The following is a 13381-nucleotide window of genomic DNA, read 5'->3' on the forward strand; positions in this document are numbered from 1 at the left end:
GCCCGAATCCGGACGGCGCGGCTTCGGTCGATCTACCACAGCGCACTATCTGGCGGAACGGTCATACCGCCGGTTGTGCATGCGGCCTTTCAGGCGGCTTCAGGCACCCGGACGTCGATGCGGATCGGAACGAGGATGTTGCTGGGCGGCGGCGCATCGGATTTCACCTGTGCCCAGCGCAGGATTTCCATGCGGCCGTCGAAGTGCTCCACCACCGCCGTGCAGCTTTCGACCCAGTCGCCGGTGTTAATGTATTCGACGTCGCCGAACGTCTCTATGGCTGCGTGATGGATGTGACCGCATATCACGCCATCCGCTTCGGACCGGCGCGCTTCCTGAACCAGCACGGTCTGGAACGAACCGATGAAGCTGACAGCCTTCTTCACCCGCAGTTTCGCCCAGGAAGAAAACGACCAGTACTCAAGCCCGAGCAGGCTGCGCATGCGGCTGATGAGCCGATTTGTGAACACCGCCGCGTCGTAGGCATAGTCGCCGAGATAGGCCAGCCAACGCGCATTGTGCACCACGGTGTCGAACTGGTCGCCGTGGATGACGAGGAAGCGCTTGCCGTCGGCGGTCTCATGGATCACGCTGTCGGCAACAACGATGCCGCCGAAATGCACGCCCTGGAACTGGCGGGCGAACTCGTCGTGGTTTCCGGCGATATAGGTGATCTTGCTGCCCTTGCGCGCCTTGCGCAGCAGTTTCTGCACGACATCGTTGTGGCTCTGCGGCCAATGCCACGTCCGGCGCAAGCGCCATCCATCGACGATGTCGCCGACAAGGTAGATCGTATCGGCATCGTGGTGGCGCAGGAAGTCGATCAGGAATTCCGTCTTGGCAGCCTTCGATCCCAGATGCACATCGGAGATGAAAATGCTGCGGAAAGTGCGGGGTTCTTGGCCGGGCATCGCAATCTCACCTTTTGGTGATGCCTATGCCGCGATTCATGCAACAAGCGTATGACAGTTGCGATTGATCCAGCCCGCAGGGTAGCGTCAGGCAAGTGACCGGATCAGGAACTGGAGGGAACATCTCATGGATCTTGGTATTCACGGCCGCAAAGCCATCGTCTGCGCGTCGAGCAAGGGGCTCGGGCGCGGCTGCGCCATGGCGCTCGCCGAAGCCGGCTGCGATATCGTCGTCAACGGCCGCAACACCGAGGTTCTGGCCCGCACCGCCGCTGAAATCCGCGAGCGCTTTGGCGTCACCGTCACCGAAATCGCCGGCGACGTATCTGAGCCCGGCGTCCAGAAAACCTTGCTCGCCGCCTGCCCGGAACCGGACATCCTCGTCAACAACAACGCCGGCCCGCCGTTCCGCGATTTTCGCGAACTCGACCGCGAAAAGATCCTCGCGGGCGTCACCCAGAACATGGTGACCCCGATCGAACTGGTCAAAGCCGTCGTCGATGGCATGGCCGCGCGCGGCTTCGGCCGCATCGTCAACATCACATCTTTGTCGGTCTACATGCCGATCCCCGGCCTTGACCTCTCGTCCGGCGCCCGCGCCGGCCTCACATCCTTCCTCGCCGGCATTACCCGCACGGTGGCCGACCGCAACGTCACCATAAACAACCTCCTGCCCGGCAAGCTGGACACCGACCGGCTGCGCGGGCCGCACGAACCGGGCTCCGTCGAAGATCCTGCCGCCGCGACCGCGCGCAAGGCGCGCATCAGCGCCGACATTCCGGCAAAGCGGCTGGGCACCCCGGAAGAGTTCGGGCAGGTCTGCGCTTTCCTCTGTTCGGTCCACGCCGGCTACCTGACCGGGCAGAACATCCCGGTGGATGGCGGCCTCTACGTGAGTGCCTTTTGACGAAAGCGTGCTAGTACCAACATCGAGTTTAGAGCGTGACGCCGGTTGGCTGTCGAAAATGATTGCGCTCAAACAGACAGTTAGAGCCGGACTATAATAAAAAGCATCGGCTTCTGGGTCCCAATGGCGAGCGAGGGGAGCTGTGACATGAACGGCGGCAATACGAAAACGACGCGGTCGGATCTCGAGGAGGCCGCGCTCTTCTTCCACAAGCATCCCATCCCCGGTAAACTGGAAATCCAGGCCACCAAGCCGCTCGGCAACCAGCGCGACCTCGCGCTTGCCTATTCCCCCGGCGTGGCCGCTCCTTGCCTGGAAATCCGCGACGATCCAGCCACCGCAGCCGACTACACCGCGAGGGCAAACCTCGTCGGCGTCGTCTCCAACGGCACCGCCGTTCTCGGCCTCGGCAATATCGGCCCCCTCGCCTCCAAGCCAGTGATGGAAGGCAAGGCCGTCCTGTTCAAGAAATTCGCCGGCATCGACGTCTTCGACATCGAAATCGACGCGCCGGACATAGACCGCATGGTCAACACCATCTCGGCGCTCGAACCCACCTTCGGCGGCATCAACCTAGAGGACATCAAGGCGCCCGAATGCTTCGAGGTGGAAGAACAGCTCAAGGCGCGCATGAACATCCCGGTGTTCCACGACGACCAGCACGGAACCGCGATCATCGTGGCGGCGGCGATCCTCAACGGCCTGGAATTCGCCGGCAAGTCGATCGAGAACATCAAGGTCGTCACCTCCGGCGCGGGCGCGGCGGCGCTGGCGTGCCTCAACCTTCTCGTTTCGCTCGGCGTCCGGATAGAAAACATCTGGGTCACCGACCGTTTCGGCGTCGCCTATAAGGGCCGCGTCGATGAAATGGACCGCTGGAAAGACCCTTACGTCAAGGACACCAACGCGCGTACGCTGGCCGACGTCCTGCCGGGCGCGGATGTGTTCCTCGGCCTGTCTGCCGCAGGCGTTTTGAAGCCGGAACTGCTCAAGCTGATGGCGGACAAGCCGCTCGTTCTCGCGCTTGCCAACCCGACGCCGGAGATCATGCCGGAGACGGCGCGCGAAGCTCGCCCGGACGCGATGATCTGCACCGGCCGTTCGGATTTCCCCAATCAAGTCAATAACGTGCTGTGCTTTCCTTACATCTTCCGCGGCGCGCTCGACTGCGGCGCCAAGGCGATCAACGAGGAGATGAAGATGGCGGCGGTGCGCGCCATTGCAGCGCTGGCCCGCGAGGAACCCTCCGATGTCGCCGCGCGCGCCTACTCCGGCGAGACACCCATTTTCGGCCCGGAATTCCTCATCCCCTCGCCGTTCGATCCGCGCCTCATCCTGCGGATCGCGCCGGCGGTCGCCAAGGCGGCCTGCGACACCGGAGTCGCCACGCGCCCGATCACCGATTTCCCCGCTTACGTGGACAAGCTCAACCGCTTCGTCTTCCGCTCCGGCCTGGTCATGAAGCCGGTGTTCACCACGGCGCGCGCCTCCACGGCCAAGCGCGTCGTCTATGCGGATGGCGAGGATGAGCGGGTGCTGCGCGCCACGCAGGTGGTCGTCGAAGAAGGCATTGCCGAGCCGATCCTGATCGGGCGGCCGCATGTCATCGACGTGCGCCTCAGGCGCTACGGGCTCAAGATCAAGGCCGGCAAGGATTTCCAGCTCATCAACCCCGAGGATGATCCCCGCTACCGGCACTATGTCGATCTTCTCATCGAACTGGCGGGACGGCGCGGCGTCACCCAAGAAGCTGCGCGCACGATGGTGCGCACCGACAACACCGTGATTGCGGCCCTCGCCCTGAAGCGCGGCGATGGCGATGCGATGTTGTGCGGTCTGGAAGGCCGGTTCAGCAAGCATCTGCGCAACGTCTCGCTCATCATCGGGCCTCGGCCGGGCATCAAGGATAATGACCTTTCGACCCTCTCCATGCTGATTTCGCAGCGCGGCATCACCTTCTTCACCGACACTTATGTCACTGTCGATCCGACGGCGGAGGAGATCGCCGAAATGACGGTGCTCGCGGCGGAAGAAATCCGGCGCTTCGGTATCGAGCCAAAGGCCGCGCTGCTGTCCCATTCCGATTTCGGTTCGCGCGATACGGCAAGCGCTGCCAAGATGCGCCACGCGGCGGAACTCATTGCCCGGCTCGCGCCGGAACTGGAATGCGACGGCGAAATGAACGCCGATTCGGCGCTCTCGCCGCAACTGCGCCAGCGCGTCTTTCCGCATTCACGCCTGAAGGGCGAAGCAAACCTGCTCGTCTTCCCCAATCTCGATTCGGCGAATATCGCGATGTCCACCGTCAAACAGATGATGGATGCGCTGCATGTCGGGCCAATCCTGTTGGGAGCAGACATGCCGGCCCATATCCTGACGCCATCGGTCACATCGCGCGGCGTGGTCAACATGACGGCGCTGGCCATCGTCGAGGCAGCGCAAAAGGCCCAGGCAACATTGGACGTCGATCAGCCGACACCACGGTCAAAAAGGACCCTAAAGAAGTAGTTAACTTTCGGCGCGCTAGCCTCGCGTGGACAGCTTTGAACATGAGGCGAAAGTGCAGGGTCAGAAGCGAAAACTGACAATTGCCTTGACGCTTGCGGGCGGGATGATGGTCGCTGCCTGCCTTCCGGCTGTCGCTGCTTCGGATATCTGCCGCCAACTCGAAGCGGAGCTTGCCGGCGCTCCAAACAACGTCGGCGAATATGACGACGCGATTGCCGAACAGGTCGAGCAGATCGAGATCGCACGCGACCATGCGCGCCAGCAACAGTGCGATTTCCAGCTATCGGGCAACGCGATCAAGGATTGCGCCGACATCAACAGCACCATCGATCGAATGAATGCCAATCTCGACAGCTTGCAACGCGAGCGGGCGTCGAACGCAGGTCATACAGGCAATCGTGATCATGCCCGCATCATGGCTTCCCTAGAGGCCAATGGCTGCCGCAAGGGGCAGGTCATCATCCTGCGATCTTCACCGTCGGATGACCAAGACCAACTGGGCGAGCCTCCGTACGTCGAAAGGCAGGAGCAGGCGCTGAACAAGGGCGTCATCATCCGAAGGAGCGGCGACGGCTTCCAGCGGCTTGACGGTGAATACCGCACGCTTTGCGTACGAACCTGCGACGGCTATTTCTTTCCGATGTCAACCATCGCCTCGGTCGGCGATTTCCAGCGCGATCAGGCCCGCTGCGAAGCCGCCTGCCCCGGCACCAATGTCGAACTGTTCTATTCCGAGAGAGGTGACACCAAAGCCGGCGACATGCTGTCGTCCGTCACCGGCGGGCCTTACAGGCAGTTGCCCAACGCATTTGTCTTCAGGCGACTGGACGTAACGAGGGAACCGAGTTGCAGTTGCGGCTCCACCAGGGATTCCTCATTGTTCGGAACCACGCCCGATGCCCACTCGCCGCAGATGCTCTCGCGACCGGGATCGTCCATTGTTGAGATCACGCCCGCCAAGCCCGCCGCCTCGGCGCCGGATGCGGCAAAGGATATCAAGCCGGTCGAGCGGGAAATCGACGAAGACCGAAAGGTCAGGGTCGTCGGGCCAACGTTCCTTCCCGGCCGAGAAGAGGCAATAGATCTGCAAGCTCCGGCCCGGAAGACAGCCCGGTAAGCGCCAGCCGAAGCGGTGCAAACAGCGCCTTGCCCTTACGGCCAGTCTTTTCGCGAACGGCGTTTGTCCAGGTTTTCCAGACGGCCACGTCCCATGGCTCATCCGGCAACAGATCAAAAGCCTCTCTGAGGAAATCCCGATCCTCATCCGAGAATTCAGGCTTGTCCTGCACGCCGTCGTTGACGATCCGCCACCACTTGCCGGCATCCGCCAGTTTGTCGAGATTGCCGCGCACCGCGTTCCAGAACGGCTCGGCGCGCGCATCCGATACGCCGAGAACGATCAGGCGATCACGGACTTCGTCAAAGGCCATATGGTGAAGCAAGGTTCGATTGAGCACGAAAAGCTCGTCGGGATCGAATTTGGCCGCCGATTTCGAGGTCGCAGCCGGATCGAAATGATCGGCAAGCTCCTCCATGGTCGGCATTGCCTGCACACTTTCAGACGTACCGATCAGCACCGCCAGCGATGCAATCGCCATCGGCTCGATACCGGCTTCACGCAGGCTCTCTATCGACAGTGCGCCGGTGCGCTTGGAAAGGCCCTCGCCGGTCGTCGTCGTCAGCAGATTGTGGTGGCCGAAGGTCGGCAACTCAGCGCCAAGCGCCTTGAACAAGGCCATCTGCACGCCGGTGTTGGTGACATGGTCGTCGCCGCGGATGACGTGGGTGACGCCCATGTCGATGTCATCGACAACCGAAGGCAGCGTGTAGAGATAGGTGCCATCCTCTCGCACCAGAACCGGATCGGACAGCGAGGCAAGGTCTACGGTCTCTTCGCCGCGCACCAGATCGTTCCAGCGGATATCGGTGCGCTCGGGATGCATCGGATCGGACGCGAAGTTCGGCAGCAAAAAGCGCCAATGCGGCCTTCTGCCATCCGACTGGTATTCCGCAATCTGCTCGGCTGTCAGCGTCAAGGCTTCCCGGCCATAGACCGGCGGCAGACCGCGCGTGCGGCGAATCTTGCGGCGCAGGTCAAGCTCCTCCGGCGTTTCGTAGCAGGCGTAGAGAACGCCCGCCGCCTTCAGCTTCTCCACAGCAGCGTCGTAGATATCGAAGCGCTTGGACTGGTAGTCGATGGAATCCGGGAAAATGCCCAGCCAATGCAGGTCGTAGAGGATCGAGTCGGAATACTCCTGCTTTGAACGCACAATATCCGTGTCGTCAAAGCGCTGGATGAAACGGCCCTTGTTCTTTTGCGAGAACAGCCAGTTGAACAAGGCTGTGCGGGCGTTGCCGATGTGAATTCGGCCCGTGGGCGACGGAGCAAAGCGGACTGTAACGGTCATGGACGGGGCGTAACGGATGCTTTCACGGTTTACAAGATCGCGCCGTTTCGATCAGCCCCGGTCGCGGAACCGGTTGGTGATAGGGTAGCGGCGGTCGCGACCGAAGTTCTTCTTGGTGATCTTGACGCCGGGTGCCGCCTGCCGGCGCTTGTACTCGGCGATGTAGAGCATGTTCTCCACCCGGGTTACCGTCGCCCGGTCGTGTCCGCGCTTGACGATCTCGTCCACGCCCATCTCGTTTTCGACCAGGCATTCGAGAATGTCGTCGAGCACCGGGTATGGCGGCAGCGAATCCTGGTCCGTCTGGTTTTCGCGCAGTTCGGCGGATGGTGCCTTGTCTATGATGTTTTTCGGGATCACCTCGCCCGAAGGCCCAAGCGCTCCGGGCGGCACATGCGTGTTGCGCCAGCGCGAAATGGCGTAGACCTGCATCTTGTAGAGGTCCTTGATCGGATTGAAGCCGCCATTCATGTCGCCGTAGAGCGTGGCGTAGCCAACCGACATCTCGCTCTTGTTGCCCGTCGTCACCACCATCGAACCGAACTTGTTGGAGATCGCCATCAGGATCGTGCCGCGGGCGCGCGACTGAAGGTTCTCCTCGGTGATGCCTTCCTTGGTGCCGTCGAAAAGCTGGGTCAGCGCGTGCATGAAGCCTTCAACCGGCTCGAAGATCGGCACGATGTCATAGCGGCAACCGAGCGCGCGGGCGCAATCCTCGGCGTCCTTCAGCGAGTCCTTCGACGTGTATCGATAAGGCATCATGACGGCCCGCAGCCGTTCCTCGCCAAGCGCATCCACCGCGAGTGCCGCGCAGATCGCCGAATCGATGCCGCCTGAAAGGCCAAGCACGACGTTCTTGAAGCCGTTCTTGTTCACATAGTCGCGCAGGCCCAGCATGCAGGCGCGATAGTCGGCCTCCTGCTTCTCCGGGATTTTCGACATCGGGCCTTCGGTGCAGACCCAGCCGTCGTCCTTGCGCTTCCAGGTCGTGACATCAACCGCGTCCTCGAACTGGCTCATCTGGAACGCCAGCGACTTGTCGGCGGCAATGGCAAATGACGCGCCGTCAAACACGAGCTCGTCCTGACCGCCAAGCTGGTTGGCATAGATCAGCGGCAGCCCGGTTTCGATCACCTGCTTGATAGCCACCTGATGGCGAATATCCACCTTGGTGCGATAGTAAGGCGACCCGTTCGGCACCAAAAGGATTTCGGCGCCGCTTTCGGCCAGCGTCTCGCAAACGCCAAGCTCGCCCCAGATATCCTCGCAGATCGGGATGCCAAGCCGGATGCCGCGGAAATTGACCGGCCCCGGCACCTCGGGTCCCGCCTGGAAAACGCGCTTCTCGTCGAACTCGCCGTAGTTGGGCAGATCTAGCTTGTAACGCTCGGCGATGATCTTGCCGCCATCGGCAACGATGATCGAGTTGTGCGTGCCGCTCTTGCGCTTCAAAGGCGTGCCGATGATGACGCCGGGGCCGCCGTCGGCGGTGTCGCCGGCAAGCTCCTCAGCCGCACGTTCGCACGCCTTCAGGAAGGCAGGTTTCAGAACCAGGTCCTCCGGCGGATAGCCTGCAATGAACAGTTCGGTGAACAGCACAAGGTCCGCGCCTTGGCGGGCGGCATCCGCCCTTGCCTCGCGCGCCTTGGCAAGGTTGCCGGCCACGTCGCCAACCGTCGGGTTGAGCTGGGCAATTGCGATGCGCAACGTATCGGGAATGGTCTTCTTGGTCATGCGTTGGATTTAGCTTGCGGCAACGCAACCGGCAATGGCCGCATTCTACTCACCCGTATATTCGCGGATCGTCTCGGGCGAATTGTTCTGGCCAATCGACATCGCCAATATGCGCGATATGTGCTTGCGCGGGAGCCCGGTCTCATCCGCCCATTCGTTGACCTGCGCCTGGACCTTGGCCAGGTCCTTCTTCGATGTCGGACTTTCGGCGATGTCTAGCCCGGCATCGCGCAACGCGGCTACCATGTCCTGCGAGACGATGAAGCTGTCCCACTCCAGCCAGCGCAGGAAATACTGCCCCGTATTGCCGCCGAGCCGGCTGCCGTATTTGCCGAGATAAGCCATCAGCCCCAACTGGTCGTCGGCCGGCCACGTGCTCAGGAATTTCCCGAAGCCGCCATGTTCCTTCGAAACGCGGTCGACGAAAAAAGCGTTCTCGCGCACGGCGAGTATTTTTTGCGGGTTGCGCACAATGCGCTTGTCGGAGGCAAGGTCGTGCCAGAAATCTTCCGGCTGGAACAGAAGCCGCTTCGGCTCGAAGCGCAGTAACGCTTCCTCGAAACCCGGCCATTTCTGCTCGATGACGCGCCATACAAATCCGGCCGCGAAAATCCGCTCCGACATGGTCGACAAGATCCGGTCGTCGGCGATGCGCGCGACCGCTGCGTTATCTGGCGCGGAACCGAGAAGCGACATCAGCACATCGTCGCCGCCCTTGCGCTTGGCCGCCCGTGCGCGAATTTTCTGGAAAGACAACATGACGCCCCCTCCCCGATGTGCTCAATCTAGCACTTTGCACACACGTTAGAAGGTCTCATCGCCGCCTCAGATCGGCGCGCCAACAAGCCTCTCGATGAGAGCAAGCCCCCACACGCCGGCGGTGAGCACGACGGCAATCAGCACCGCCAGCGAGCCGCAATCCTTGGCAAGCTGGATGTCGATGTTGAACTCGCGGCTGACGGCGTCGCAAGTCGCCTCGATGCCGGTGTTGAGCACTTCAACCAGAATGAGCACGAGGATCGAAGCGATCAGCAAGGCATAGCCGCTCCATGACGAGGAGATCAACCAGCCCACCGGTATCGCGATCAGCAGCAGGATCAGTTCCTGCTGGAATGCGGCTTCGCTGCCGGCCAGCCGGCGAAACGCCCGCACGGAGTTGAAGAACGCATCGATCAGCCGCTTCATGTGATAATTTCCTTGAGTATCGCCGGGAGCAAGAATTGCAGGATTGTGACCGTTCGATGAAGCGGTGCGCTTATCCTCCAACCTTCAATCGTCGGCAACCTTGATCGAAGGCGTCGAGCGGGCAAATTGCGGCAAACCGTCGTCGATCTCGTAATAATCGCCCTTGTCGGCCACGAATATGTGGCATTCCGCCTTGAGGCCCGTCGGCATGTCGAACGACCCGGCCATCACCGAAATCTCGTCGAGATCGTTGTGCTTCCAAAACATGACCGAACCGCATGCGCCGCAGAACCCGCGCCTTGCGAATCGCGACGCCGCGTACCAGACCAGCGCATCGCCGCCCTCAATATCGATATCCGCGTCATTCACGTTCGTTGCCGCAAGAAAGTGCCCGGTCTGGCGGCGGCATTGCGAACAATGGCAATAGGCAACGCCGCGCAACGGACCACGCGCCTCGAACCTCACCTTGCCGCACAAGCATGATCCGGTGTGTGTTGTTGCCATGATCTCATCCCCGACAACTAAAGTGCCGTTATCCGATACATCTGTTTATCAGCAAATACATTTGCTGTTGTCCCAACTGCGACCAACTGACGATCTACATCTTCAGGTAGCAGAAAAACCCTTTCCGTCCGGGCAATTAATAAAACTTTAGCCAAGGCGAATTATAGGTGTGGTTGTGAAGATCGATCTTTTTGGGGCACGTATCTTCGCAATGTTTATAGATGTTTTTGGGATGCGCTCCCCGACCGGTGATCGTGCCATTGCAGAGGCCCACCGGCTCTGAGGGAGTGGGGGTCGTTCATGCAGCCGGCAGCAGTTTCGCAAGACCGAAACTCAGACTTGACCACGACGGTCGTGGCTACAATGCGCCAATTGGGCGTTGTCGGCATTCCTCGAAACTACGAAATCTTCTATGAAGCCCTCAACGGCTCAAATCCCGAGCTCAGCCTCGCTGTCGTAGCACTTAGCAGCCGCCCGACGCAGGACGATCTCGACCGCATCGGCCGCCAGTTCTTCGCACAGAACCACGGCCAGGGCATTGTCGACCAGGCGCGCGACGTGCTGGCGAAGGAACTCGAAGACATCGCGTCCCTTTTGCGCAACGAGCGCACGCAGGTCGAAAAATACGGCAAGATCCTCGACGAGACGTCCGGCGGGCTGGCCAACCGGGCCACGATCTCGCGCGATCTCCTGCAAAAGATCGTCAGCGCCGTTTCCGTCGCCACTGCGTCCACCATCGATCGCGGCAAGCAGGTTGCGAATACGCTGAGCGACAAGACGGCTGAGCTCGAAAGCGTCAAATCCAAGCTCGAGGAATACAAGCGCCTCGCCGACACCGATCCTTTGACGCAGGTTTGGAACCGGCGCGCCTTCGACAAGGAAATCGCGCGCATCTACAACAGCAACAAGGGCATCCTGTTCAACGCCCTGATCCTCGTCGACATCGATCGCTTCAAGGACATCAACGACAAGTTCGGCCATCCCGTCGGCGACAAGATCATCCGCACCGTTGCAGACATCCTGCAGTCCAGCGTCAGGCGCGGCGTTTTCGTCGCCCGCACAGGCGGCGAGGAATTCGCGCTGATCGTCGAGGGCACCAGCGAAGACATCACCTTCGACATTGCCGAGCGTCTGCGCAAGCTGATCGAACAGACGCAATTCTCCAGCAGCCAGACTGCAACGAACTACGGCACCGTCAGCGTGTCGATGGGCGTGTGCATGGCTTCCGAAGCGGAAAACCCGGAAGACCTTTACGTGAAGGCCGATCAGGCGCTCTACCGCTCGAAAGTCAGCGGCCGCAACAAGGTCACGCGGCACTCCTCGATGGTCGGACAGGGCAGCAAGAACTGGATGCTCTACAAGAAGGACTAGGCTTCCGGCACTCACTCAAGCCGGCGTGGACAAGCCGATACGAAAAAGGCGCCCGCTATTGCGGACGCCTTTTTTACTATGGTGCTTTGCCCAGCCAATCAGCCGTTGACGGCGTGCCTTTGCTGGATCGGGTTGTTCTTCTTCAACAGGTCGGACACCAGGAAGGCCAGCTCGATGGCCTGATCGGCGTTGAGGCGCGGATCGCAATGGGTGTGATAGCGATCCTGCAACTCTTCCGCCGTAATGGCGCGCGCACCGCCGGTGCATTCGGTCACGTTCTTGCCGGTCATCTCGACGTGGATGCCGCCCGGATGAGTCCCCTCGGCCCGGTGCACATCGAAGAAGGACTGCACTTCCTTCAGGATGCGGTCGAAAGGACGCGTCTTGTAGCCGGCCGCCGTAATCGTGTTGCCGTGCATCGGGTCGCAGGACCAGACCACCGAGCGGCCTTCCTTCTTCACCGCGCGCACCAGCTTCGGCAAGTGATCGCCGACCTTGTCGGCGCCGAAGCGCGCGATCAGGGTAAGACGGCCGGGCTCGTTTTCCGGGTTCAACTGGTCGATCAGCTCCAGCAGGCCATCGGGCGTCAGCGACGGGCCGCACTTCAGGCCGAGCGGGTTCTTGATGCCCCGGCAGTATTCGAGATGCGCATGGTCAGGCTGGCGCGTGCGGTCGCCGATCCAGATCATGTGGCCGGACGTCGCGTACCAGTCGCCCGAGGTGGAATCGACGCGGGTCAACGCTTCCTCATAGCCGAGCAGCAGAGCCTCATGGCTGGTGTAGAAATCGGTCTCGCGCAGCGCATGGTTGGTTTCCGAGGTGATACCGACGGCCTTCATGAAGTCCATCGTCTCTGTGATGCGGCGGGCAAGGGATTCGTACTTCTCACCCTGCGGGCTGTCGGACACGAAGCCAAGCATCCAGCGGTGGACGTTCTCGAGGCTGGCATAGCCACCCTGCGCGAAGGCGCGCAGAAGGTTCAGCGTGGCCGCCGACTGGCGGTACGCCATGACCTGGCGGCGCGGATCGGGAATGCGCGCCTTGGTGTCGAACTCGATGCCGTTGATGATGTCGCCACGATAGCTCGGCAGCGTGATCTCACCCTTGGTCTCGTTGTCGGACGAACGCGGCTTGGCGAACTGGCCGGCCACGCGGCCAACCTTCACCACCGGCTGCGAGCCGGCGAAAGTCAGCACCACCGACATCTGCAGGAAAACGCGGAAGAAGTCGCGGATGTTGTCCGCGCCATGCTCGGCGAAGCTCTCGGCGCAATCGCCGCCCTGAAGAAGAAAAGCGTCACCGGCAGCGACGGAGGCAAGCTGCTTCTTCAGCTTGCGCGCCTCGCCTGCAAAAACGAGTGGCGGAAAGCTGGCGAGCTGAGCCTCGACGGCCTTCAATTCATCCATGTCCGGATAAGCCGGAACCTGTTGAATTGGCTTTGCTCTCCAGGAGTTCGGGGACCACTTCGTCATTGTCGTACCAACACTCGTTTCGGCAGGCACAATTGCCCGCAGTTCTCCCATATGGGAATTCCGGCTCAATACATGAAGGCTCTTTTCCATACTAGCCCGGAATTGCCACGCCCGCGAGCACATGTTGCATCGCTGCCACGCTGGGTATTTGTGCCGCCTCCCCGGCATTGTGGCGGTGCGTCCTTGCCCTCCCCCAACATGGCGAGGGTCGATCCGCCGTGCCGGTAGGCCAGAGTGTGGTTCTTGTGAAGATTCTGATCGAGTGGACAAGTCACGTATCCCAGCGGAAACCTCCACCCCACTTATCCACCCCCCTTCGCACCTCTCCCATACTCTGCCCCATCGCTCTTGCGGGAACCGGCTGCGCACCGGGCAACGGTT

11 protein-coding genes are annotated in these 13381 nt (G+C 61.2%); 4 read left to right on the forward strand and 7 right to left on the reverse strand.

Annotated elements, in window-relative coordinates; all coding sequences use genetic code 11:
• Positions 1 to 89: 89 nt before the first annotated feature.
• Positions 90 to 911 (reverse strand): UDP-2,3-diacylglucosamine diphosphatase, encoded by an 822-nt coding sequence (locus ACODTY_RS21840; RefSeq protein WP_488996285.1) that lies wholly within the window; start codon positions 909 to 911, stop codon positions 90 to 92.
• A 127-nt stretch (positions 912 to 1038) separates the two neighbouring features.
• Here ACODTY_RS21840 and ACODTY_RS21845 point away from each other — a divergent pair, with 127 nt between their 5' ends.
• From ACODTY_RS21845 to ACODTY_RS21855, 3 genes are all read left to right on the forward strand, one after another.
• Positions 1039 to 1818, forward strand: a complete 780-nt coding sequence (locus tag ACODTY_RS21845; RefSeq protein WP_488996286.1) for an SDR family oxidoreductase — start codon at positions 1039 to 1041, stop codon at positions 1816 to 1818.
• Between the two features lie 147 nt (positions 1819 to 1965).
• The gene (locus tag ACODTY_RS21850; protein WP_488996287.1) at positions 1966 to 4326 is read left to right on the forward strand and encodes an NADP-dependent malic enzyme; all 2361 of its coding nucleotides are present in this window, start codon (positions 1966 to 1968) and stop codon (positions 4324 to 4326) included.
• Positions 4327 to 4378: 52 nt separating this feature from the next.
• Positions 4379 to 5443: a DUF2865 domain-containing protein gene (locus ACODTY_RS21855; RefSeq protein WP_488996288.1), complete on the forward strand. Its 1065-nt coding sequence runs from the start codon at positions 4379 to 4381 to the stop codon at positions 5441 to 5443.
• Here ACODTY_RS21855 and gltX read toward each other — a convergent pair.
• From gltX to ACODTY_RS21880, 5 genes are all read right to left on the reverse strand, one after another.
• Positions 5361 to 6734 carry a glutamate--tRNA ligase gene (gene gltX / locus ACODTY_RS21860; protein WP_488996289.1) on the reverse strand — a complete coding sequence of 458 codons (1374 nt, stop codon included), beginning with the start codon at positions 6732 to 6734 and terminating at the stop codon, positions 5361 to 5363. The genes ACODTY_RS21855 and gltX overlap by 83 nt on opposite strands.
• Before the next feature lie 51 nt (positions 6735 to 6785).
• On the reverse strand, positions 6786 to 8468 hold the full coding sequence (locus ACODTY_RS21865) for an NAD+ synthase (protein ID WP_488996290.1): 1683 nt from the start codon (positions 8466 to 8468) through the stop codon (positions 6786 to 6788).
• Between the two features lie 45 nt (positions 8469 to 8513).
• Positions 8514 to 9227, reverse strand: a complete 714-nt coding sequence (locus ACODTY_RS21870) for a DNA-3-methyladenine glycosylase I (RefSeq protein WP_488996291.1) — start codon at positions 9225 to 9227, stop codon at positions 8514 to 8516.
• A gap of 66 nt (positions 9228 to 9293) precedes the next feature.
• Positions 9294 to 9653: a diacylglycerol kinase gene (locus tag ACODTY_RS21875; protein ID WP_488996292.1), complete on the reverse strand. Its 360-nt coding sequence runs from the start codon at positions 9651 to 9653 to the stop codon at positions 9294 to 9296.
• A gap of 84 nt (positions 9654 to 9737) precedes the next feature.
• Positions 9738 to 10157 (reverse strand): GFA family protein, encoded by a 420-nt coding sequence (locus tag ACODTY_RS21880; RefSeq protein WP_488996293.1) that lies wholly within the window; start codon positions 10155 to 10157, stop codon positions 9738 to 9740.
• A 339-nt stretch (positions 10158 to 10496) separates the two neighbouring features.
• Here ACODTY_RS21880 and ACODTY_RS21885 point away from each other — a divergent pair, with 339 nt between their 5' ends.
• Entirely contained in the window at positions 10497 to 11528 is a 1032-nt protein-coding gene (locus tag ACODTY_RS21885; RefSeq protein ID WP_488996294.1) for a GGDEF domain-containing protein, read from the forward strand.
• 98 nt (positions 11529 to 11626) lie between these two features.
• On the opposite strand, the gene ACODTY_RS21890 is transcribed toward ACODTY_RS21885, so the two are convergent.
• Positions 11627 to 13000: a class II 3-deoxy-7-phosphoheptulonate synthase gene (locus ACODTY_RS21890; protein WP_488996295.1), complete on the reverse strand. Its 1374-nt coding sequence runs from the start codon at positions 12998 to 13000 to the stop codon at positions 11627 to 11629.
• Positions 13001 to 13381 lie beyond the last annotated feature (381 nt).

The organism is Mesorhizobium sp. FG116 (genome assembly GCF_057809835.1).